Consider the following 21,583-nt stretch of genomic DNA (forward strand, 5'->3'; position numbering starts at 1 on the left):
ACACCCTCCACACGGGAGCTTGATATGAAGCGACGGACTCTCGACCTGCTGTTCAGCATCGGTGGGCTGGGCCTGGCGGTCCTGCTGCTCGTCGTCGGCGTCGTCCTGACGACGAACGCCAACTTCGCCAACGACTACGTACGCAGCCAGCTCGGCGAGCAGAACATCACCTTCACCCCGGCGGACAAGCTCTCCGACGAGGAGAAGAAGTCGGACTGCCTGCGCGAGTACGCCGGCCAGAAGATGACCACCGGCAAGCAGGCCGAGTGCTACGCCAACGAGTACATCGGCCTGCACCTGAAGAACATGGCCGGTGGCAAGACCTACGCCGACCTGGGCGAGCCGCAGAGCGCGCTGCGTGAGCAGGTGGCCCAGGCCGAGCAGAGCAACGCCGCCAACCTGGCCGACCTGCAGAAGCAGCTCGCCGAGGTGACCGCCCAGCGGGAGACCGTGTTCAAGGGTGAGACGCTGCGCGGCCTGCTGCTCACCTCGTACGGCTTCAGCGAGTTCGGCCGCAAGGCCGAGCAGGGCGCCCTGGCCATGTACCTCGGCGCGGGCCTGCTCCTGCTGCTCTCGGCCGCCGGCCTGGTGCACGCCGTCCGCACCCCGCCGAATGCGACCTTCGCCGCCCCGGAGAAGGAGAAGGTCACCAACTGACCGCACCGACGACGCCCCCGGCCGATCATGGTCGGGGGCGTCTTGCTGTCCGGCTTGACCCTCACGCAGCGGGAGGCGGGAGTCTTTGTCGCGGAAGGGAGGGAACCATGCCGTACACGGTGGGACAGGTGGCGCGGGCGGCCCGGGTGACGGTCCGGACGCTGCACCACTACGACGAGATCGGGCTGCTGCGGCCCAGCGGGCGCACGCCGGCGGGCTACCGCCGCTACGAGGAGGCCGACCTGGACCGGTTGCAGCTCATCCGGTACTACCGCGAGCTGGGGTTCCCGCTGGAGGAGATCGCCGAGATCCTGGACGATCCGGACTCCGACCCGGTGGCGCACCTGCGCCGGCAGCACGAGCTGCTGTCCGGGCGGATCGGGAAGCTGCAGGAGATGGTCGCGGCGATCGAACACGCGATGGAGGCGAGGACGTTGGGGATCCAGTTGACGCCGGTGGAGCGGTTCGAGGTGTTCGGGGACTTCGACCCGGACGAGCACGCAGAGGAGGCCGAGCAGCGCTGGGGCGGCACCGAGGCGTACCGGCAGTCGCAGGAGCGCGCGGGCCGCTACTCGAAGGAGGACTGGCTGCGCAACAAGGCGGAGAACGAGGACTGGGGGCGGCGGTTCGCCGCGCTGATGGAATCGGGCGCGCCCGCTGACGGCCCGGAGGCGATGGCGCTGGCCGAGGAGCACCGGCAGCTCATCACCAAGTGGTGGTACGACTGCTCGTACGAGATCCACACCGGCCTGGCCGACATGTACGTGGCGGATCCGCGGTTCACCGCGTACTTCGAGGCGCTGCGGCCCGGGATGGCCGCGTACCTGAACGAGGCGATCCACGCCAACGCGATCACCCGGTCCTGACCGGGAGCGGGTGGCAGGATGGCCGGCATGCTCATCGTCGCCGGCACCCTCTACGTCGATCCGGCCCGGCGGGACGCCTACCTGGCGTCCTGCGAGGCCGCCGTCCGCGCGGCCCGGGATGCGCCCGGCTGCGTCGACTTCGCGGTCAGCGCCGACCTGGTCGAGCCGGGCCGGATCAACGTCTACGAGCGGTGGGAGTCCGACGAGCAGTTGCTGGCGTTCCGGGGCTCCGGCCCGGAGGCCGAGCAGGTGGCGGAGATCCTCGGCGCCGAGGTGCACAAGTTCCGCATCTCCGGCGTCGAGGCTCCCTGACCGTCGCTAGATGAAGACGTCGAGCAGTAGGACGCCGAGGAAGCCGACCACCGAGATGATGGTCTCCATCACCGACCAGCTCTTGATGGTCTGCCCGACGGTCAGCCCGAAGTACTCCTTCACCAGCCAGAAGCCGGCGTCGTTGACGTGGGAGAAGAACAGCGACCCGCAGCCGATGGCCAGCGCCAGCAACGCCACCTCGGGGCCGGCGAGCGTGTCGGCCAGCGGCGCGACGATCCCGGCGGCGGTGATGGTGGCGACCGTGGCCGAGCCGGTGGCGACCCGGATGCCGACCGCCACCAGCCAGCCGAGCAGCAGCGGCGAGAGGTTCGCGCCGTCGGCGGCGTTCGCGACCAGGTCGCCCACGCCGGCATCGACGAGCACCTGCTTGAAGCCGCCGCCGGCGGCGACGATCAGCAGGATGCCGGCGATCGGCGGCAGCGAGCCGCCGAGGAAACCGGAGACCTGGGTACGGCTGAAGCCGGACCGGTAGCCCAGGAAGATCATCGCGAAGATGACGCCTGCGAGCAGGGCGATGATCGGGGTGCCGACGATGTCCAGCGCCTTGCGGCCGGTGGTGTCCTCGCCGAGCGTCAGCTCGCCGATCGCCCGCAGCAGCATCAGCACCACCGGCAGCAGCACCGTCACCACTGCCGCCCAGAGCGCCGGGGAGCGGCGCGAGCGCCGTCCGGCCGGCTCGTCGATCGCGCCGCCGGGCCGTCCGGTGCCCGGGTTGACCAGGTCGTCCTCGGTGACCAGGTCGCCGTCGGCGTCGAGCCGCCCGTCACCGGGCCGGGTGGGGCTGCGGTCATCGGTGTCGCGCCGGGTCGGCAGCAGCTCGGCCGGTGCGGTGGCCGGCACGTACCGGGCGATGAAGTTGCCGAAGACCGGACCGGCGATGATCACCGTGGGAATCGCCACCAGCAGGCCCAGCGCCAGCGTCTGACCCAGGTTGGCGCCGAGCGCGTCGATCGCCACCAGCGGGCCGGGGTGCGGCGGCACCAGGCCGTGCAGCACCGACAGGCCGGCGAGCGCGGGAATGCCGATCTTGATCAGCGGCACGTTCACCCGCAGCGAGACGAGCAGCACGATCGGCACCAGCAGCACCACGCCGACCTCGAAGAACAGCGGCAGGCCGATGAGTGCGGCCACGCCGGCCATCGCCCAGGGCAGCGCGGTCCCGGAGACCCGGCCGACCACCCGTTCCACGATGCCGTCCGCGCCGCCGGACTCGGCCAGCAGGCCGCCGATCATCGCGCCGAGCGCGATCAGCAGGCCCACCCCGCCGACTGTGGAGCCGACGCCGCCGCTGAACGAGGTGACGATCTTGTCGACGGGTACGGCGGCGACCACGCCGAGCACCGCGGCGCCGAGGATCAGCGCGAGGAACGGGTGCACCTTGCCCCACGCGATGAGCAGCACCACAGCGGCGATGCCGAGCAGGGCCGCGAGGACGAGCTGGGTGTCACCGGCGTTCGTGAGCGGTTCCGCCGGTGCGGCGAGCAGTGTGACCACGGCTGTCACGCCCTTCGGTCGTCAGCGGGGTGGTGCGGTGGGTGGTGGTTCCGGCGGCAGGCTCGGCGCCATCCGCCGCAGGGACGCGAACGTGGGTACGAGCGCGTCGTACAACTCGGAGAAGAGCGGAAGCAGTGCCGCGTACGTGGCGGCGGAGGCGGGATCCGGGCGGACCGTCTCCTCGATCCGGACCAGGTCGGCGGCGACCTCGATCGATTCGATGAGGCCGAGCGCCTGCATGCCGAGCAGCGCCGCGCCGAAGCCGGACCCCTCGTGCCCGGCGGGGAACCGCACCGGCATGCCGAGCGCGTCGGCGAGGATCTGCCGCCACAAGGCGCTGCGCGCGAAGCCGCCGCTGGCGCGGACCTCGCGTACCTCGTTCCCGGCCGCCCGAACCGAGGCGAGGACCAGGGCGAGCTGCTGGCAGACGCCCTCCAGCGCGGCCCGGACCAGGTGCGGCCGGCCGTGGCCGTGGGTCAGCCCGACGTACGCGCCGCGCGGCAGCGCGCTCCAGTGCGGTGCCCGCTCGCTCAGCAGGTACGGCAGCATGATCAGCCCGCCGGAGCCGACCGGCGCCGTGGCGGCCAGGTCGAGCAGTTCCTCCTCGGCGTGCTCGCCCAGTTCGGGGGCGAGCGCGTCGTTCGCCCACTGGAGCACGATCCCGCCGTTGTTGATGGCGCCGCCGACCACCCAGCGGTCCTCGGTGAGCGCGTAGCAGAACACGCCGCCGAGCGGGTCCACGCCGGGGCGTTCCACCATCACCCGCATCGCGCCGCTGGTGCCGATCGAGCAGGCCACCACGCCGGGGCGTACCGCGCCGAGGCCCAGGTTCGCCAGCGGCCCGTCGCCGGCGCCCACCACCAGCGGGGTGTCCGCCGGCAGCCCGGTGGCGCGCGCCGCCTCGGCGGTGAGCCCCGGCAGCACGTGCGTGGTGGGTACGAGCTGGGGGAGCTGCTCCTCGGTGATGCCGGCGATGCGCAGCGCCTCGGTGTCCCAGGCCAGCTTGTGGATGTCCATCAGGCCGGTGGCGGAGGCGACCGAGTGGTCGGTGACGAGCGCGTCGGCGAGCCGCCGCAGCACCAGATCCTTGATGCCGACCCAGTGGGCGACCCGCTCGTGCAGTTTCGGTTCCTGCTCGGCGAACCAGACCAGCTTGGGCAGCGGCGCCATCGGGTGCACGGGCGTGCCGGTGCGCCGGTGCAGGGCGAGCCCGGACGGCGCGGCCCGAAGGCGTTCGGCCTGCGCGCTCGCGCGGGAGTCGGCCCAGGTGATCGACGGGGTCAGCGGGGTGCCGTCGGCGTCCAGCCCGATCAGGCTGTGCATGGCGGTGCTGAACGACAGGCCCGCCACCGGCCGGCCCAGCTCGTCCACCACCGCACGGATCACGCCGAGCACGGCCTGGTAGATCAGGTCCGGATCCTGCTCGGCCCAGCCCGGGTTCGGCTCCTCCAGTGGGTAGCCGATCGAGTGAGTGGCCAGTTGCCGGCCGGTGGTGTCGAACGCGACGGCCTTGGAGCTGGTGGTGCCGATGTCCACACCCACCACCACGGCCGGGTCGCCCACCGGTGCACCTCCTCGCTGCCCGGGGCCGCGCTCCGCCCCGCCGTCGTGGCTGACGTTACCGACGTGCCCTCGCGCGCGCATGACGAAGCGGGACCGTCCGGAACCGTTGGCACGGAACGTGAATCGACGCGCGAGTTTTCGCCGATTGTGTAGGTCAATCAGCCGATCGGTCTAATTGGCGACTTTGGCGTGTCTTGGTACCCATCCCGCGTCGTTGACATGAACGACACCCCGATTGGTGGGCTCGCGCGGCGGAGGAGTCGGCGTGGCGAAGACTGATTCGACGGGTTCCACATGGCGGTACCGGTGGGCGCACCGGCAGAACGAGCGTCGGCAGCGGGCCTTCCGCGCCGCGGACGAGGCGTGGCGACGCCGCGACGAGGAGCTGCGCCGCCTGCGTACGCTCGCGGTGTCCTTCCACGGCTCGGCCCAGGCGGGCGTCGGCCTGCCGATGGAGCTGGCCCCCGGCGAGGTGGTCTTCTGGACGCTCCCGGCCGCGCAGCTGGTGGAGGTGCGGCACACCGCCGTGCTGCCCGCCCCCGAACTGACAGTCGACCCCGACCCGCCGGTGCTGCGTCCACGCCGCCCCGAGGGCGTCAAGGTGGTCGACGCGGGGCTCGCCGTGCTCACCAACCGGCGTCTGGTGCTGCTCGGCGGGCGCGGCCGGCGCGACTGGGCGTACGGCCGGATGACCGGCCTGTCCCACGACCCCGGCGCGCCGGTAACCCTGATCCAGGTGCTGGACCGGCGGCGTACCTCCGGGTTGCTGCTGCCCACCGGCGCGGTGGCCGACTTCCGGTTCACGCTCACGCTGGCGTTCGCCGACGCGATCGAGCAGCGCGCGGCGGTCGTGGCCGAGCTGGACGAGCTGATCGCGGAGCACACCGCGGCGCGGCCCGAACGTCCGGCCGTGCTCACCCCGGCCCAGGCCCGCATCACCGCGCTGGTGCCCGGCGGGCGGCGGACGGTGGCGGTCGGCGCGGCGCTCGCGCTGATCGTGCCGGCGATGCTCGTCGAGTCCAACCCGCCCACCCGGGCCGGCTCGGAGCGCGCCGCCGCCGCGACCCCGGCGGCCACCGGCACCCCGGCGCCGCCGCACGTCGCGCCCGCCGTCCAGGTCCGGCCCAGCACGAGCCCGGAGCCGTCCCGCGCCCGCCCCGCGCCGTCGCGCGGCACGCCGCAGCCGCCGGTCGAGCGCCGCTGCGGCGCCCCGGTGAACCCCTTCGGGTACGACTTCTGCGGCGGCCAGCGCATCCGCCGGCCGGCTGCCGGGGTGTGCGACTGGTTCGAGTGCGTACCGGGGTTCTGGTCCGATCGCGGCTGGCTGGTCCAGTGCCGCGACGGCGCGGTCAGCCGCACCGGCGGGCAGCGCGACGTGTGCGCCGGTCACAAGGGGTTCCGCCGGACCGTCTGGCGGTGACGGCGGTCAGGCCACCGGGCGCGGTGTGACGCGCAGCGGCAGCAGCCCGGCCAGCACCAGCGCGGCCCCGACGGGCAGCAGGTCGAGGTTCACCGCGATGGCCAGGAACCCGGCGAGCACCAGCACCGGCGTCCACACCGGCAGCAGCCGGGCCGCCGCCGCCCGGTACAGCAGCACCAGCAGGCCCAGCTCGAACAGCAGCGGTCCGCCGTACAGCACCAGGCCGGGCGTGGGCACCGCGTCGGCGAAGCGCGGGAACAGGTCACCGAGGATCACCCAGACGAAGGCGGCGGCGCCGACCAGACCGGCCGGCGCTGCCACGTCGTCGAGCGTCCGCAACCGCGACGACCGGGTACGCAGCAGGCCGTGCAGCCCGACGATCAGCGCGGCGAAGCCGAGGACGCCGAGCAGGAACAGGGTGTGGCCGGTGTTCCAGGCCCAGGCGCCCTTGTCGCTGTGCCCGTCCAGGCGGTCGAGCAGGCGCAGCAGGCCGTAGCCGAGCAGCAGCGCCGCCGACGCCACGGCGACCGGGCGCACCCACTGGTACGGGCGTGTACGGGAATCGATGAGGCTCATCGTCTCAGCGTTCCGCCCACCGGTGCGCGGGGCATCCGGGTCCGGTCCCGCACCGGACCCGGATCAATCCGCTCGCCTCCCGTAGGGGTGCCCGGATACCGTCCGGCCGTGTCCCGCACCGTCACGCTGGTCCTGCTCGACGCCGCCGGCCGCCCGCTCGGCGCGCTGCCGCCGCTCGGCGTACCGGAGCCGTGGTGGCAGGAGGTGCACTCGATCGTCGGCACCGTCCGGCGGCGCCACGGGCTGGAGGTCGCCGTGCTGCGGCTGCTCGACGCCGATCGTCCCGCGCCGCCGGGCGGCCACGTCCGCTACCTGGCGCAGGTGGTCGACCCTCGTGCCGCCTTCCTGGAATCGGCCGTCGACGTGCCCGCCGTACCCCTGGAACCGGCGACAGTGGACCTGGCGCCGCATCCGCTGCGCCAGCCGTGGGCGGAGGCCGGCGGCCCGGCCCGCAGCGTCGCCTGGGCGACCGGCGAGCTGCGCCGGCTCGGCCGCCGGGTGACGGCGGTGGCGCAGCAGCGCACCTGGAACCTCTCCGCCATCTGGCGCCTGGACACCGACCAGGGCCCCACGTGGCTGAAGCAGCTCCCCCCGTTCGCCCGCCACGAGCCCACGGTCCTGGCCTTCCCTGTTGGCACGAACTCCTTGATCAACGGGCCGGTGGTGCTCGCCGCCGACGGGGAGGGGCGGATGCTGTTGGCGGACGTGCCGGGGGAGGACCGGTACGGGGCCGGGGAAGGGGAACGGGCCGCCGTCGCGGCGGAGCATCACGCGGTGCAACTGCGGGCGTGCGGGGTCGTCGGCGATCTGGTCGCGGCCGGGGTGCCCGACCTGCGCGGGGAGGGGCTGGCGGGCTGGATCCGGGAACGGCTCGCCGGGCACGACGTGTCGGCCGCCGCCGGCCTGCTCGACGGGCTCGATCGGCGGTTGTGGCGGGTCGGCGACTGCGGCCTGCCGGACACGCTCGTGCACGGCGACCTGCACCCCGGCAACGTGCGCGGCGACGACCGGCACCGGACGGTGATCGACTGGGCGGACTCGTTCGTCGGCCATCCCGCCTTCGACATCCTGCGCCTCACCGAGGATCTCGACGCGGACGCCGCCGCCCGGCTGGTCGACGCGTGGGCGCGGCGCTGGCGGGCCGACGTGCCCGGCAGCGACCCGCGCCGGACCGTCGACCTGCTCCGGCCGGTCGCGCCGCTGCGGCTGGCCGCCGTGTACGCGATGTTCCTCGCCGCCATCGAGCCGGGCGAGCATCCGTATCACGTACACGACGTGCCGGCCGCGCTGGCGCGAGCGGCGGCGGTGGCGCGCCTCTAGACCCGGCGCACCGGGATCCACAGCTCCGCGTCGGCGGTGCCACCGTCCTCGGCGACACGGACCCGGGAGATCTCCGGCCCCGGACGGGTCTCGTACGGGTTGGACGGGAACCACGACGTGAACACGGCCCGCCACAGGTGCTGCACCGCCACCGGGAACGCGCCGGAACTGGAGAACACCGCCCAGTCGCCGGCCTCGACCGGCAGGCTGCGCAGGTCGTCCGGCACGTCCGTGCCGGTGACCGCCGCGTACCAGTAGTCCAGCTCGGCGCCCTCGTCACGGGCACCGGCCAGCTCGGCGCTGACGTTGACGATCCCGTGCGGCTCCTGGTCGGACAGCGCCTCGATGCGGCGGACGGTGGCCGGGTCGATGCCCCTGACGAACGCCACGATGTGCGGGTTCATCCCCTCGTGGACGAGCGGCACCCGCGCCGTCAACCCGGCGAGCCGGAAGGCGTCCTTGGTCACGATCCGGTAGTCCATGCTGGTGTTCCCTTCGACGACGAGCCGGAAGGACATCCGGGGCTGGGACCGCAGTACCGCACCGGCGTGCCGGGCCTGCATCGGCCCGACGCCGTGCACGGCCCGGAACGCGCGGGCGAACGCCTCGTTCGAGCCGTACCCCCAGCGGACCGCCACGTCGAGCAGCGATTCCCGGCCGGCGAGCACGTCGGCGCCCGCCAGCGTCATCCGGCGACGGCGCACGTACTCCGACAGCGGCAGCCCGGCCAGCGCCGAGAACAGCCGGCCGAAGTGGTGCTCCGACACGCCGGCGATCCGGGCCAACTCGGCCACGTCGAGCGGCTGGTCGAGCCGCTGTTCGAGGTGGTCCAGTGCGGCGTTGAGCCGATCCAGCACCCGTTCTTCCCTCCTGGTGACGCCTTCGACGCTAGGTTCCCGGCCGACCGCCGACCCGATCACACCGGACCCGGTCCGGTCGCCTGATCGACACTGGCGAGCGTGTCGCATCATGACGTGGTGATCTTCCGGAAGCGGCACCACAAGAAAAAGAAGAGCCGGGACTGGTGCAACTGCGACGTGCCCACCTGCGACGGTCCGGGCTGCTGCGACCTGGGCCTCTTCTCGATGCTGCTCACCCTCGGCTCGGTGACGGCGGGCGTCGTCCGGCGACCGGCCGTGGACCGGGCCGGCCGGGCCGCCATCCTCGGTTACCGGCGCTGGCTGTCGCACCGCTGGCCGGCGACCTGTCGCTACACGCCCACGTGCAGCGCGTACGGGCTGGCCGCCGTCGAGCGGTACGGGCTGGCGGTGGGCGGCCGGATGGCCGCCGACCGGGTACGCCGATGCCGTCCCGACGTGCCGCACGGCACCCACGACCCGCTGCGCTGACGCCGATCGCCCGCCGGTGCGCCTCGCGCGTCGGCCGGCGGTCATCCGGCCGACGTGGGGCGGCCGAAGACGACAGGGACGCCGGGGGAGTAGAGCACGCTCACCGGTGGCCCGTCCGGTGCCGGCACGCCCCCGGCGGTGACCAGTTCGTCGTCCAGGTGCAGCAGTTCGGCACGGTGCAGCGGCCACTGTGGATGCCAGTTCGGCACGTGCAGGGTGCTGCCGTACGCACGGGTGTGCAGTCCCCAGCGGGCGGTGAGGAAGTGTTCCAGCGGCGTCGGCTCGGGAACGGGCGCCCCGACGCGTACCGTCATCCGGCTCGTCGTGCCGGCCGGACCGGGCCAGCGACGGCGGCATCGGTAGGTGAGCGTGTCACCGGACCGGTCGAGCCGCATCGCCGACCACTTGTACGGCAGGCGCAGGCTCAGCTGGGCCACCAGCACCGGCACCAGGCGGGACGCGTCGAGCGAGCGGAACACGACAGCGCGCCGCCCCGAACCGTCGATGGAGTAGAGCCGGACGTTCGTCTCCCAGAACGTGCCGAAGTAGGGCACGCCCGGGCCGCGGCCGAGCCCCAGCCCGACCATCCGGAAGCCGATCAGCCCGACGTAGGTGAGCCCGTCGAACGTGTCCGGCCGGGTGCCTGCGGGCAGCAGCGGCGCCACCCGTTCCGGCGGGACCGTCCAGTGCAGGAACGTGAGGTCGTGCCAGCGCTGGGCCAGCCAGGCGAGGCGGATGGCGCGTACCGGAGCGTGCTCGACCGGTTCGATCTCCACCGGTCCATCCTGACTAACCGACGCAACCGGACTCACTCCGGGCGGTGGCAGACCGCCTCGACGTTGTTGCCGTCCGGGTCGCGGACGAACGCGCCGTAGTAGCCGGCGTGGTATTCCGGCCACTCCTTCGGCGCGTGCAGCACCTCCGCGCCGGCCGCCACCGCCGCGTCGTGGAACGCCCGCACCGTGGCGCGGTCGGCGGCGGTGAACGCGATGTGCACGGGCACCGGCGTGGCACCGGCCGGGGCGGGCTCCACCCAGAAGTCGGGCGCGTCGACGCCGTAGCCGATCGGGCCGGGCTCCATGAGCCGGCGCCCGCCCAGCGGGGCCAGCACGGCGTCGTAGAAGGCGCCGCTGGCCGCCAGGTCGCGCACCGCTACGGAGAAGTGGTCGAGCACGTCGCCTCCCTGTGATCGTCGATGACCGCGCCAGGCTACGAGCCCCCTACGACACTTCCGCCGTCCGGTTTGCGTCGCGCCGCCATCGTCGAGCGCCCGGGCTCGGTGGTTCTGCCTCTATGTGTTTCCGGCGGCGGTAAGGACCGCCGGGCGGGGCGCGCGTCGTCGCCGGGCGGTGTCCGCGACGATCAGCAGGCCGGGCACCGCGCCGAGCAGCCAGATCACGCCCACCGGCCAGTGGATCATTTCGCCGACTGCGCCTCGGATCTCCGGCACGTCGCCCACCACGTAGGACGCCTCCGGGTCGCTCGTGCGGCAGTCGAGCGTCCACGAACCGGGTGTCGGCACCCGCACTGTCGCCACCCAGGAATAGACGGCGGCGTCGCTGCCGTAGTCGCCCGGCGGGACGGAGACCGGCTCGGCCGCCCGCACCTCCGAGCCGTCGCCGGTGACGCGGCAGTCGGCGTTCGCCGGGGAGAAACCCAGCGCGAAGATCCCGTACGCCCCGGCGGCCGGCGCCGTGAACCGGCTCGCCGACGTCACGTAAGGGCCCACGCCGCCGTACTCGTGCGGGGGGTGACCGGTCGTGCTGTCCTCGGCGCCGAGCCGTACCGCGGACTGCGCCAGCAGCGCGCCGAACACGACGGCGAGCCCGCCGACCAGACAGCCGCGACGCGACGCCGGGCGGGCCCGGTGGGGCAGGTGCCCGCCGGCGGCGTACCCGATGAGCGCACCGGCCACCGCGAGCGCCGCACCGCCGAGCAGCGCCCGCCCCCAGCGGGCCTCGCCGGTCAGCGGCACGACCCACCGGAAGAACGCGAGCGATACCGCGAGAAGCGCCGTCGTGACCAGCGTGGACACGCCGACGGCGGCGGCGGGGCGCCGGGGTTGCCGGGCCGCGAGCACGGCGGCGAGCAGCGGCGACGCGAGCACGGGCCACCACAGTGCGGTGGAGAGCGGCTGCTTCTCCTCCCACCTGTGGGTCCACTCGTAGACGACCAGTGGGGCCGGCACCGTCGCCACCAACCAGGCCGTCAGCGCTCCGGGACCGGGCAGCCTCGCGCTCATCCGTCGATCCTCGACCACCCGGATCATCGACGAAAGTCCGCGAGCCGTCCGAAAGGGATTGCTCACGCAGCGTAGGATCGCGTGCGACACAGCCGAACACACGGGGGAAACGATGTTCGAGCGCCTGGGCAGATTCGTCGTGGGCAAGGCATGGTGGGTGATCGGCGGCTGGGTCGTCGCCGCGATCGCGATCATCGCTGCCAGTCCTTCGCTGAGCGACATCACCTCCGCGGACCAGGAGAGCTTCCTGCCGCGTTCCTACGAGTCGGTGCAGGCCACCGAGCTGGCCGCGAAGTCGTTCCCGCAGGCCGCCACCGCCACCGCCACAGTCGTGGTCAAGCGCAGCGACGGCAAGCCGCTCACCCCGGCCGACGAGGCGCGCGTGGGGCAGCTCGCCACCGCGCTCAAGGCCCGGAACATCCCGCAGACCTCCGGCTACCTGACCGGCCCGCAGGCCGTCGCGCCGGACAAGTCGGTGCAGGTGGTCACCGTCGGTCTCGACGCCGACAGCCCCGACGACCCGCGCCTGCTCGACGCGGTACGCGACCTGCGCGCCGCCCTCGGGCCGGACCTGTCCGGCAGCGGCCTGACCGCCGGGGTGGCCGGCGACGTGGCGAGCTTCGTCGACAACGAGGACACGTTCAACGAGGCGTTCGCGGTCGTCGGTGTCGCCACCATCGTCCTCATCATCGGACTGATCCTGATCATCTTCCGCAGCCCGATCGCCGCGCTGCTGCCGGTGGTGGTCATCAGCGTCGTCATGTCCGTCACCACCGGGCTGGTCGCGGCCGCCGGCAAGGCGTTCGACCTCAACGTCAGCCAGGACCTGCAGACCATCCTGCTGATCGTGCTGTTCGGCATCGGCACCGACTACATCCTGTTCCTGCTGTTCCGCTACCGCGAGCGGCTGCGCGCCGGGGACGACAAGCGCACCGCGATGGTCGTCTCGGTACAGCGGGTCGGCGAGGTCATCACCTCCGCCGCCGGTGCGGTCATCGTGGCGTTCCTGGTGCTGCTGCTCGCCTCGCTCGGCTTCTTCGGGTCGCTCGGCCCGGCGCTCGCCATCGCCGTCGGCGTCATGCTCGTCACCTCGCTGACCCTGATCCCGGCACTCGTGTCGCTGCTCGGCCGGTGGGTGTTCTGGCCGTCGAAGGCGTGGCAGCGCCCGCCCAAGGCGACCCTGTCCCGGCGGCTCGGCGCGGTGGTCGGACGCCGCCCGGCGATCGTGGCAGCGGCCTCCGGCGCACTGCTCGTGGCGCTCGCCGCCGGGGTGCTCGGCTACAAGGCCGACTACGACTTCGGGGCCGGCTTCCCGCAGGACACCGAGTCGGCGCGGGCGGCCCAGGACCTCCAGCGCGGCTTCGCCGCCGGGGCGCTCGCGCCCACCGAGGTCTACCTGACCACCGGCAACGGCACCCCGCTCACCGAGCAGCAGGTGAACGACTTCGCCGCCGCGTCGGCACGGGCACCGGGCGTCGGGCAGGCGCAGCCGCCGGAGCGCAGCGCCACCGACCCGAGCGTCGTCCGGATCAGCCTGCTGCTGAACGAGAACCCGATGTCGAACGAGGCGATCACGCTCGTGCGCGACGACCTGCGAAAGGCGGTGCACGAGGCGGCGCCGCCGGGCACCAGGGCGCTCGTCGGCGGCACCACGGCGATCTTCGCGGACATCAACTCGGCGAACAACAGGGACCTGTCGGTGATCCTGCCGGTCGCCGCACTCCTGATCGCGATCATCCTGGCGCTGCTGCTGCGCAGCCTCGTCGCGCCGGTCTACCTGGTGATCGCGGTGCTGCTCAACTTCGCCGCCACGCTCGGCGCCACCGTCTACGTGTTCCAGGGGCTCCAGGGCAACCCGGGCGTGACGTTCCAGCTGCCGATCATCCTCTATCTGTTCGTGGTGGCGATCGGCACCGACTACAACATCCTGATGATCGCCCGGCTCCGCGAGGAGGCGCGCGAGGGCCACGAACCGCACCAGGCCGCCGCGATCGGGGTGGAACACGCCGGCCCGACAGTCGCCGCGGCCGGGCTGATCCTGGCCGGCACGTTCGGGGTGCTGATGCTCGCGCCGATCTCGTTCCTCCAGCAGATGGGCTTCGCGGTGGCGATCGGGATCGTGCTGTCCGCGTTCGTCATGTCGATGTTCTTCGTACCGGCGCTGACCGGGCTGATCGGCCACAAGGCATGGTGGCCGGGACACGGCGACGAACGCCGCAACGGCGGCGGCCGGCACGCGGCACCCGAGCCGGCGGACGCGGCGTCGACCTGACTGTGACCCGCCCCGGCGCGGCTCAGCCCTCGCCGGGGCGGACCAGCCCGCTCTCGTACGCGATCACGACGAGCTGCGCCCGGTCGCGGGCGTTCAGCTTCTGGAGCAGCCGGCTCACGTAGGTGCGGGCGGTATCAGGGCTCAGGAACAACGCCTGCCCGATCTCCGTGTTCGATCGTCCGGCGCCCACCTGCGCGAGCACGTCCCGTTCCCGTGCGGTCAATCCGGCCAGTCGCGCCGGGTCGGCCACCGGTGAGCGGGCCGCCGCGGCGAGCACCCGCCGGGTCACCGCGGGGGAGAGCAGCGCGTCGCCACCGGCCACCGTCCGGACTGCGTCCCGCAGGGCGTCGGGCGGGGTGTCCTTGAGCAGGAAACCGGCCGCCCCGGCGCGGATCGCCTCGAACAGGTACTCGTCGTCGTCGAACGTGGTGAGCATGACGACCTGCACACCGTCGAGCGTCGGGTCGGTCAGGATCCGCCGGGTCGCCTCCAGCCCGCCGCCGCCGGGCATCCGGACGTCCATCAGCACGATGTCGGGCCGCTGCTCCCGTACCACCGCCAGGCCGCTGCCGCCGTCGCCCGCCTCGCCCACCACCTCGATGTCCGGCGCCCGGTCGAGCAGGGCGCGCAGGCCGGTGCGGACCAGGTGCTGGTCGTCGACGAGAACGACGCGGATCGGGCTCACGCGGCGACTCCCGTCAGTGGCAGGTGGACCGACACCCGGAAGCCGCCGCTCGTGCCGGGTTCGGCGCTGCCCGTTTCGATCGTGCCGGTTTCGACGGTGCCGCCGAGCAGGGCTATCCGCTCGGCCATGCCGCGCAGGCCCTGGCCCGTCCCGTCCCCGGCGGGCGGGCCGCCGCGACCGTCGTCCACCACCTCCAGCGTGAGCCGGCCGGGCGTGGCGCGGACGGTCACGGTGACCCGGGTGGCCTCGGCGTGGCGCAGGACGTTCGTCAGCGCCTCCTGCACGACCCGGTAGACGGTGCTGCCCACCACCGCCGGCAGCGTGTCCACCGAACCCTCGATCCGCAGGTCGACCGCCAGCCCACCCCGGCGTACGCCGTCCACGAGCGCCGCGAGCTGATCGAAGCCGGGGACCGGTTCCCGTGGCCCGGGTTCGCGGCGCAGCGTGCCGAGCGTGGCCCGCAACTCCGCCATCGCGCTGCCGCTCACCGACCGGATCGCCGCCAGCGCGTCCTCCGCCTGCGCCGGATCGCTGTCGGCGAGCGCCTCCCGGGCGACTGCGGACTGCAACGTGATCACCGAGATGGTGTGCCCGAGCGTGTCGTGCACCTCCCGGGCGATGCGCAGTCGCTCCGCCTCGACCTGACGGGCCGCCTCCCGATGGCGCTCCTCGTCTGCGGCGACCGCCTGCCGGACCAGGGCCGCCCGCAGCGACCTGCGGTTGCGTACCGCGTCACCGAGGGCGATGACGGCGAGCAGCAACGCCGCCTCGGAGCCGAGTTCCGTACCGACGACCACCGCGATGTCGTCGCCCTCGGCCAGCCGGGCGACCACCGACACGGCCAGCAGGCTCCCGGCGACCACGGCGGCCGGGACGACACGCCCGCGCTCGGACGCCCGGTAGAGGACGGCGGCGGCCGGGGCGGCCACCCCGACCGGCGGCAGGTCCAGCGCGTAGTACCCGAGGATCACGACCGCCGTGGCGACCAGCGCCGGCAGCGACCACCGCCTGGCGCACAGCACCAGCCCGCCGAGCGCCCCGCCGACCACGACCGCGAGCGCCGCGCCGCCGGGCGACTGCTGGTCGGCCGCCACGGCCACCGCGACCAGGCCGAGCGTGGCCGCCGCGAGCAGCACGTCGGCGCGGGTGGGCGAGGTGTCGGGCACGCCTTCGAGCCTAGGTCCGCGCGGACCCTCACCGCTGTCGTCCGCAGGCGTCAGGGTCGACCCCGAGGCGTACGCCGAGAAGCGACATCCGGTCGCGCGGCCACGCGGACGACGGTCGGGGGCGGCCGACCTAGCGTCGATGGCGTCCCCGAAACGTGAGGAGAGCCCTCGTGGTACGCGCAAGACTGACCTGGTTCGCCCTTATTGTCATGGTATGGGCGTCGATGATGTCGTTCGGTGGGGTCGCCGCCGAGACCGTCATGCTCTACCCGAACATCTTCAACGACGCGCCCGCCTCGCTCGACCGGGCCCGTGAATTCCTCGTCCACGGTGGCCCGCACGACTACTTCCCGCCGCTCGGCGCGTCGGTGATCCTCAGCAGCGTCGCCGCCACGCTGCTCACCTGGCGCGACCGTCGGCTGCGCTGGTGGGTCGCCGGCGCCACGGCCGTCTTCGTCGTCTGCGAGTTCCTGTTCTCCGCTGTCTTCTTCTGGCCGCGCAACGAGATCATGTTCGTCGACCTGCCCGGGACGCACTCGGCCGAGTACCTGCGCCAGGTCGCCGCCGAGTTCGTCGCCGGTCACTGGGTACGTTTCGCCGGAGGCGCGGTGACGGCAGTGCTGGCGTTCGTCGCGTTGCTGAGGTTCGTGCGCTCGACCGCGTCCGTTCCGCAGTCGGCACCCGCATCCGCACCGGATTCCGGGCCGGCGGGGGTGACCCGATGAGCGCGGGTCGCCGTACCCTCGGGTTCTCCTGGCCGGCGCTCGTCGCGCTGGCCGCGCCGGCCGCCCCGCGCGTGGCGCTGCACGACCTGGGTGTGGTGCCGGAAGGCACCGTCGTGGCCGCGCTGCTGGCGCTCGGACCGCCGCTGTGCTGGGTGGCCGCAGTGCTGTGGCGGCGGCCGCCGCGCCCGTTCCTGACGACGGTGGTGATCGGGGCGCTGTACGGGGCGTTCCTGGCGGCCGGCCACCAGATGTTCTGGGACTCGTCGCTGGGGATGGACGCGCCAGGGCTGGCCGGATTGGAGCCGGGGGTGCGGGAAGCGTTGTTGCGGGGTGCGGCGGTCATGTCGAGCCTGGTCACCGGGACGATGGTCGGGGTGATTGCGGGTGCGGTTGCGGTGCTGCTGGGCCGGGCGCTCGCGGCGCCGGCCAGACGCTGACGCAGGGCGCGACTTTCGCCAGCTGTAATGCCCGGGCAGGTCATTGACAGCGCAAGAAGGCCCATTCAGCTAGGACGATTAGCCGAGCACGAGGGGTCCCGCCCTCCGGACGCATGGCGGTAGTGTCCAGGAACACCTTGTGGGGAGGTGAGGTCGACGCCTGCTGAACTTGCAGCGTCGGCTGTGTCGAAGCGGAGTAGATCCTGATTCATTTCTCGGCTGCGGATTCGTCGTCGATCGCCCGTATCGGCCCGGGAGACCGTCGTTCAAGGGCTCGAATGCCTGCTGCACAATGTCATTGCGCGTTCGGGTGTGGCGAGTTCCGGCGTGCGGCTGGCGGTCTTGGGTCGCGAGGCAGAGCGCTGCGGGCCCACATGTCTTTGACAACGTCGACGAGCCGGGTGGCGGCACTCTCCGCCGGCTCGTGCTCCCAGATCCGTATCACGGTCCAACCCGCCTGCTCGAGTTGTCGGGTGGTTTCACGATCCCGCTCACGGTTCTTCAGAATCTTCGCCTCCCACCATGCCGCGTTGGCCTTGGGCCATGTCGCGTGCTGGGGGCAGCCGTGCCAGAAGCAGCCGTCGACGAACACGGCCAGCTTGATACGGGTGAAAGCGATGTCGATCGTCCGTCGAGGCGAACCGACAACCGGCAGACCGATTCGGTATCGCAGTCCTGCTCGGTGCAGCGACCGTCGGAGCGCCAGCTCGGGCTCGGTGTCCTTCCGGCGCTGGCGTTGCATGCGACCGCTGACGCCGGTTGAACTGGGCACGGGTCGTTCGGGCACAGCCCCACCCTAGAGGGGCGACCGAATTCGTCGTCTCAAGGGTGTCCGATCAGCTCTACCTCTGCTGATTCCCGCGCAGATCACTGAAAAGGGTGGTGCATCTTGGGCCTGTACACAGTCTTCGCGGATTGGGCCAGGCGTAACGGCATCGAGGCGGCGGTCCTGAGCTTTTCGGAGTCGCTGTCCGAAGATCGTGTCGAGGAGTTTCGAGCTCAGTTCGAGGCCGACAAGGCGAAGGTGCAGGCCGGGGGCCCGCCGATCATCACGGCCGGGTCGGAGGACTGGTACAGCGGTCCCGGAGAATCCGACCGCTACTGGCTCGCGTTGAGGGACCGCTTCGAGGCCGAAGGATGGCCGACCGGCCGTATCTCCTCGGTGGATCACTCGTCCAGCACGGTCGTGGCCCACACGCCGCGTCCGGATCGCGCCACGTGGGACTCGAAGGGGCTCGTGGTCGGATACGTGCAGAGCGGGAAGACGACGAACTTCACGGCCGTCGTCGCCAAGATGGCCGACGTTCAGTATCGCCTGGTCATCGTCCTCTCCGGCATTCACAACGGGCTTCGTCGTCAAACGCAGGTGCGCCTGGACCAGTATCTGAAGGATCTCAACCCGGACCGTTGGGTGACCCTGACGGAGGAGTCGCGGGACTTCGTGAAGCCGTCGCACGACGCATCGGCGGCGCTCAGCCCCGAGAAGACCGTCCTGGCTGTCGTCAAGAAGAACGCCGCTGTCCTGACCAAGCTCATCAGATGGTTCGACACGCCCAACGGACGAAAGGCACTCAAGTCTGCGCCGGTATTGATCGTCGATGACGAGGCCGACCAGGCGTCAGTGGCCACCGGCCGCATCAATCCCCTCATCCGGAGGCTGCTGAGCCTCATGCCGAAGTGTACGTACGTCGGGTACACGGCGACGCCCTTTGCCAACGTCTTCGTCGATCCTGCCCAGGACGACCTGTATCCGAAGTCGTTCATTCTCAACCTGCCGCGTCCTGACGGCTATTTCGGGCCTGAGAAGATCTTCGGCCGGGATGCGGTCGAATGGGAGGCGGGCGACGAGCAGGGGCCGCCTGACGGCTACGACATGGTGCGCCTCGTCGACGAAGAAGACGTCCCCTTGCTGCGTCCGGGCAGCAAGGAGCCTGCGGACGGGTTCGTCCCGACGATGATCGATGAACTGGTGAAGGCCGTTCACTGGTTCTGGCTGAGCACGGCCGCGCGTCGGGCCCGAGGGGACGGCGGCCACAGCACGATGCTCATCCACACGTCCGTCAAGATCGCCGTTCACGAGAGCTATCGAGCGCCCCTCGAGGCGCTTCGGAGGAAGGCCCGGGCGGGACTGGCCTCCGGTCGGCCTGAGGTGATCGACCGTTGGCGGAACTTGTGGGCGGCGGAGTCGGAACGCGTGCCCGCAGAAGACTTCGGCCGCGAGCAGAACTCGTTCGACGAGGTTCTGCCGCACCTGGCCGACGTCATCGCCTCGACGCGGGTCGTTCTGGACAACTATCGGAGCCAGGATCGGCTCGACTACTCCGAGCCCTCAGTGGTGGCGATTGCCGTCGGAGGAAACACCCTCTCCCGTGGGCTGACCCTGGAAGGCCTCGTCGTCAGCTTCTTCGTGCGGGGGGCGACGGCGTACGACACGCTGCTTCAGATGGGTCGCTGGTTCGGGTACCGCACCGGGTTCGAGGACCTGCCGCGCATCTGGATGACGCCGAGCCTGGCAGCCGCGTTCCGACACCTGGCGACCGTCGAGCACGAGATGCGCGATGACATCGATCGCTATCAGCGGGAGAACCTGACGCCGACCCAGGTGGCAGTCAGGATCCGCACGCATCCAGCCCTCCGGATAACGGCCAAGATGGGTGCCGCCCAGGCAGCGTTCATCTCGTACGCAGGCCGTCGCCTACAGACGCGGTACTTCCGGCACCGGAACGCCGACTGGCTCGACAGCAATCTCCAGGCCGCTGAGAGCTTCGTCCAGGAGGCCATGCTGCACGGACGGCTCGATGAGGACGTCCGCGGAGCCCGGCTGATCCGAGACGTACCCGTGTCGTTCGTGAAGAACTTCCTGTCGCGTTATCAGGTGCACGAGGACTCGCCGGACCTCGATCCCGCCCTCATGATCAAGTACATCGACCGACAGCTGACGAGCGACCGCCCTAGCCTGGCTACTTGGTCCGTCGCCGTGGTCATAGGTGAAGGGTCGTCGGCGAAGTTGGGTGGTCTGAACGTCAGGTACTCGGTCCGGTCTCGACTCAACGACGGCCAGGGTGAACGAGCTGACATCAAGACGCTGATGAGCAAGCAGGACCGAGCGCTCGATCTCGGCCTGACGCTCGCCAAGGCGCGAGCACTGAGCGAGAGCGACCTGGTCAAGCTGCGCAACAGCGATCCGGTCTGTAGCGACCGAGGGCTGATCGTTCTCTATCTGATCGAGCCGCAGAGCGAGCCCGTGAACCCGCACCAGGGCACCCAGAAGACCTTGCCGCTACGTACCGCGCTCGGCGCGGTGGGGCCAGTGGTCGGCATGGGCATCACTTTCCCGGGAGATGTTCGGACAAAGAGCATCCAGGCCAGCCATGTCGCCGTGGATCTCACCGACGTCGAGAGCGAGAACGTCGACGAGGCGCTCGACGTCGACACCGAGGAGATGGCATGACGGCGATCGAACCGACCATGCTCGAGAGAGCATGGGCGGTACTGGTGCCGCCGCGCGTGAAGGAACTCGCATCCTTTCCGCTCGACGTCCTGGCCGGGGCGCAACCGTGCCGGGTGGCGACGGACACCGCGGGCAACCGTCATCTTCTCGTCCCGGCCGATGACGAAGCTGTCGCAGCTGATCCCCGGCCGGCGGTTCTTGGAACGGCGATCCGCAAGCTTGCTTTCGACGGGCCGGCGGTGACGTACCTGGACATCTCGTGCGCGGAACCAGACCTCTTCTCCGAGTTCGACGAGGTGGTCACGGACGTGCTGGAAGCTGTGTCCGGCGCCCAGCGGCCCGCATCGGCGGCGATGAGGGCCGTGACGCGATGGAGACGGCTTTTCCGAAGCCGTCTCCTCCGTGGTCTGTCCCGCCAGGCCAAGCTGGGGCTGTTCGCGGAGCTGAGCATGCTCTCCTCCCTCGTCCAAGCGGATCCCGGCTTTCCTGTGGAGGCGTGGCGGGGACCGCTCCGCGAGCCGCACGACTTCGAGGCGGCTGCCCGATGCATCGAGGTGAAAGGTCTGAGCAGTGCGAGCGACGGCATTGTCGTGCACGGACTGGAGCAGCTGAACATCCACGACGATCGGCCGCTGGACCTTGTCCTGCTGAGAGTGGTGGAAGATCCGAACGGTCGGAGTGTGAGCGACCTCGTCGAGCAGCTCCGGGATGCCGTGGCGTCCCGGGCTGATCTCGGGGGGCGCCTGTCGGCGGCAGGCTGGTCCGAACAGCCCGACAGGCCCGACCTCGACACGTTCGCGGTCGAGGAAGTACTCAGGCTCGTAGTAGGCCCTGGCGTACCCCGAATCGTCCCGTCATCGCTCGTCGGCGGCGCCCTTCCGTGTGGCGTCGGAGAGTTGAGTTATCAGGTCGACCTCGCCACGTTGCTTCCGCTCAGCGCGGGGGCGTCCCTGGCCGAGATCGCCGAGGAGGCGGTTCGTTGAGCGGCCGTTGGTGGTCACAGCCATTTGCCCCGGAAGGTTCGGCG

At 71.6% G+C, this 21,583-nt stretch carries 21 protein-coding genes; 11 read left to right on the forward strand and 10 right to left on the reverse strand.

Features of this window, described 5'->3' with window-relative positions; all coding sequences use genetic code 11:
- Window positions 1-24: 24 nt before the first annotated feature.
- The 3 genes from O7546_RS03725 (at window position 25) to O7546_RS03735 (ending at window position 1,835) form a co-directional block, all read left to right on the forward strand.
- Window positions 25-657 carry a hypothetical protein gene (locus O7546_RS03725; RefSeq protein ID WP_194799474.1) on the forward strand — a complete coding sequence of 211 codons (633 nt, stop codon included), beginning with the start codon at window positions 25-27 and terminating at the stop codon, window positions 655-657.
- A 107-nt stretch (window positions 658-764) separates the two neighbouring features.
- Window positions 765-1,523, forward strand: a complete 759-nt coding sequence (locus tag O7546_RS03730) for a MerR family transcriptional regulator (RefSeq protein WP_281600450.1) — start codon at window positions 765-767, stop codon at window positions 1,521-1,523.
- A 27-nt stretch (window positions 1,524-1,550) separates the two neighbouring features.
- Window positions 1,551-1,835 carry an antibiotic biosynthesis monooxygenase family protein gene (locus O7546_RS03735; protein WP_281600451.1) on the forward strand — a complete coding sequence of 95 codons (285 nt, stop codon included), beginning with the start codon at window positions 1,551-1,553 and terminating at the stop codon, window positions 1,833-1,835.
- 6 nt (window positions 1,836-1,841) lie between these two features.
- On the opposite strand, the gene O7546_RS03740 is transcribed toward O7546_RS03735, so the two are convergent.
- Together O7546_RS03740 and O7546_RS03745 are read right to left on the reverse strand one after the other, a co-directional pair.
- Window positions 1,842-3,350 (reverse strand): SLC13 family permease, encoded by a 1,509-nt coding sequence (locus tag O7546_RS03740; RefSeq protein ID WP_194799819.1) that lies wholly within the window; start codon window positions 3,348-3,350, stop codon window positions 1,842-1,844.
- 21 nt (window positions 3,351-3,371) lie between these two features.
- Window positions 3,372-4,913, reverse strand: a complete 1,542-nt coding sequence (locus tag O7546_RS03745; protein ID WP_194799477.1) for a gluconokinase — start codon at window positions 4,911-4,913, stop codon at window positions 3,372-3,374.
- Window positions 4,914-5,178: 265 nt separating this feature from the next.
- Here O7546_RS03745 and O7546_RS03750 point away from each other — a divergent pair, with 265 nt between their 5' ends.
- Window positions 5,179-6,333 (forward strand): hypothetical protein, encoded by a 1,155-nt coding sequence (locus O7546_RS03750; RefSeq protein ID WP_281600452.1) that lies wholly within the window; start codon window positions 5,179-5,181, stop codon window positions 6,331-6,333.
- A 6-nt stretch (window positions 6,334-6,339) separates the two neighbouring features.
- Here O7546_RS03750 and O7546_RS03755 read toward each other — a convergent pair whose 3' ends face one another.
- Window positions 6,340-6,909, reverse strand: coding sequence for a hypothetical protein (locus tag O7546_RS03755; protein ID WP_281600453.1), 570 nt, complete (start codon window positions 6,907-6,909; stop codon window positions 6,340-6,342).
- A 108-nt stretch (window positions 6,910-7,017) separates the two neighbouring features.
- On the opposite strand from O7546_RS03755, the gene O7546_RS03760 reads away from it, so the two are divergent.
- On the forward strand, window positions 7,018-8,229 hold the full coding sequence (locus O7546_RS03760; RefSeq protein WP_194799480.1) for an aminoglycoside phosphotransferase family protein: 1,212 nt from the start codon (window positions 7,018-7,020) through the stop codon (window positions 8,227-8,229).
- On the opposite strand, the gene O7546_RS03765 is transcribed toward O7546_RS03760, so the two are convergent.
- The gene (locus tag O7546_RS03765; protein WP_281600454.1) at window positions 8,226-9,086 is read right to left on the reverse strand and encodes an AraC family transcriptional regulator; all 861 of its coding nucleotides are present in this window, start codon (window positions 9,084-9,086) and stop codon (window positions 8,226-8,228) included. The genes O7546_RS03760 and O7546_RS03765 overlap by 4 nt on opposite strands.
- Window positions 9,087-9,188: 102 nt before the next feature.
- Here O7546_RS03765 and yidD point away from each other — a divergent pair, with 102 nt between their 5' ends.
- On the forward strand, window positions 9,189-9,578 hold the full coding sequence (gene yidD / locus O7546_RS03770; RefSeq protein WP_269696195.1) for a membrane protein insertion efficiency factor YidD: 390 nt from the start codon (window positions 9,189-9,191) through the stop codon (window positions 9,576-9,578).
- A gap of 41 nt (window positions 9,579-9,619) precedes the next feature.
- On the opposite strand, the gene O7546_RS03775 is transcribed toward yidD, so the two are convergent.
- The 3 genes from O7546_RS03775 to O7546_RS03785 form a co-directional block, all read right to left on the reverse strand.
- The gene (locus O7546_RS03775; protein WP_281600455.1) at window positions 9,620-10,354 is read right to left on the reverse strand and encodes a DUF2071 domain-containing protein; all 735 of its coding nucleotides are present in this window, start codon (window positions 10,352-10,354) and stop codon (window positions 9,620-9,622) included.
- A gap of 32 nt (window positions 10,355-10,386) precedes the next feature.
- Window positions 10,387-10,752 carry a VOC family protein gene (locus O7546_RS03780; protein ID WP_252449707.1) on the reverse strand — a complete coding sequence of 122 codons (366 nt, stop codon included), beginning with the start codon at window positions 10,750-10,752 and terminating at the stop codon, window positions 10,387-10,389.
- A gap of 117 nt (window positions 10,753-10,869) precedes the next feature.
- Window positions 10,870-11,820: a hypothetical protein gene (locus O7546_RS03785; RefSeq protein ID WP_281600456.1), complete on the reverse strand. Its 951-nt coding sequence runs from the start codon at window positions 11,818-11,820 to the stop codon at window positions 10,870-10,872.
- A gap of 112 nt (window positions 11,821-11,932) precedes the next feature.
- Between O7546_RS03785 and O7546_RS03790 the strand changes: the two genes are divergently transcribed.
- Complete coding sequence (locus O7546_RS03790; protein ID WP_281600457.1) at window positions 11,933-14,092, forward strand: MMPL family transporter; 2,160 nt, start codon at window positions 11,933-11,935, stop codon at window positions 14,090-14,092.
- A gap of 22 nt (window positions 14,093-14,114) precedes the next feature.
- On the opposite strand, the gene O7546_RS03795 is transcribed toward O7546_RS03790, so the two are convergent.
- On the reverse strand, window positions 14,115-14,777 hold the full coding sequence (locus O7546_RS03795; protein ID WP_281600458.1) for a response regulator transcription factor: 663 nt from the start codon (window positions 14,775-14,777) through the stop codon (window positions 14,115-14,117).
- Entirely contained in the window at window positions 14,774-15,943 is a 1,170-nt protein-coding gene (locus O7546_RS03800) for a sensor histidine kinase (protein ID WP_281600459.1), read from the reverse strand. The genes O7546_RS03795 and O7546_RS03800 overlap by 4 nt, the downstream gene beginning before the upstream one ends.
- Before the next feature lie 170 nt (window positions 15,944-16,113).
- Here O7546_RS03800 and O7546_RS03805 point away from each other — a divergent pair, with 170 nt between their 5' ends.
- Both O7546_RS03805 and O7546_RS03810 read left to right on the forward strand, forming a co-directional pair.
- The gene (locus tag O7546_RS03805) at window positions 16,114-16,668 is read left to right on the forward strand and encodes a DUF1772 domain-containing protein (protein ID WP_281600460.1); all 555 of its coding nucleotides are present in this window, start codon (window positions 16,114-16,116) and stop codon (window positions 16,666-16,668) included.
- Window positions 16,665-17,105, forward strand: a complete 441-nt coding sequence (locus O7546_RS03810; RefSeq protein ID WP_281600461.1) for a hypothetical protein — start codon at window positions 16,665-16,667, stop codon at window positions 17,103-17,105. Before O7546_RS03805 ends, O7546_RS03810 begins: the two co-directional genes overlap by 4 nt.
- 295 nt (window positions 17,106-17,400) lie before the next feature.
- On the opposite strand, the gene O7546_RS03815 is transcribed toward O7546_RS03810, so the two are convergent.
- Complete coding sequence (locus tag O7546_RS03815; RefSeq protein WP_281600462.1) at window positions 17,401-17,892, reverse strand: very short patch repair endonuclease; 492 nt, start codon at window positions 17,890-17,892, stop codon at window positions 17,401-17,403.
- Window positions 17,893-17,994: 102 nt separating this feature from the next.
- Here O7546_RS03815 and O7546_RS03820 point away from each other — a divergent pair, with 102 nt between their 5' ends.
- Complete coding sequence (locus tag O7546_RS03820; RefSeq protein WP_281600463.1) at window positions 17,995-20,556, forward strand: Z1 domain-containing protein; 2,562 nt, start codon at window positions 17,995-17,997, stop codon at window positions 20,554-20,556.
- Window positions 20,553-21,539: a PD-(D/E)XK motif protein gene (locus tag O7546_RS03825; protein WP_281600464.1), complete on the forward strand. Its 987-nt coding sequence runs from the start codon at window positions 20,553-20,555 to the stop codon at window positions 21,537-21,539. Before O7546_RS03820 ends, O7546_RS03825 begins: the two co-directional genes overlap by 4 nt.
- The last annotated feature ends 44 nt before the right edge of the window (window positions 21,540-21,583 follow it).

The organism is Micromonospora sp. WMMA1976, from assembly GCF_027497335.1.
Lineage (GTDB): Bacteria > Actinomycetota > Actinomycetes > Mycobacteriales > Micromonosporaceae > Micromonospora > Micromonospora aurantiaca.

Bases quoted from the DNA above. Each gene is read 5' to 3' on its own strand.
- O7546_RS03735 (WP_281600451.1), top strand. From the start codon at position 1,551: ATGCTCATCGTCGCCGGCACCCTCTACGTCGATCCGGCCCGGCGGGAC.
- O7546_RS03790 (WP_281600457.1), top strand. From the start codon at position 11,933: ATGTTCGAGCGCCTGGGCAGATTCGTCGTGGGCAAGGCATGGTGGGTG.
- O7546_RS03725 (WP_194799474.1), top strand. From the start codon at position 25: ATGAAGCGACGGACTCTCGACCTGCTGTTCAGCATCGGTGGGCTGGGC.
- O7546_RS03810 (WP_281600461.1), top strand. From the start codon at position 16,665: ATGAGCGCGGGTCGCCGTACCCTCGGGTTCTCCTGGCCGGCGCTCGTC.
- O7546_RS03730 (WP_281600450.1), top strand. From the start codon at position 765: ATGCCGTACACGGTGGGACAGGTGGCGCGGGCGGCCCGGGTGACGGTC.
- O7546_RS03755 (WP_281600453.1), bottom strand. From the start codon at position 6,909: ATGAGCCTCATCGATTCCCGTACACGCCCGTACCAGTGGGTGCGCCCG.
- O7546_RS03785 (WP_281600456.1), bottom strand. From the start codon at position 11,820: ATGAGCGCGAGGCTGCCCGGTCCCGGAGCGCTGACGGCCTGGTTGGTG.
- O7546_RS03825 (WP_281600464.1), top strand. From the start codon at position 20,553: ATGACGGCGATCGAACCGACCATGCTCGAGAGAGCATGGGCGGTACTG.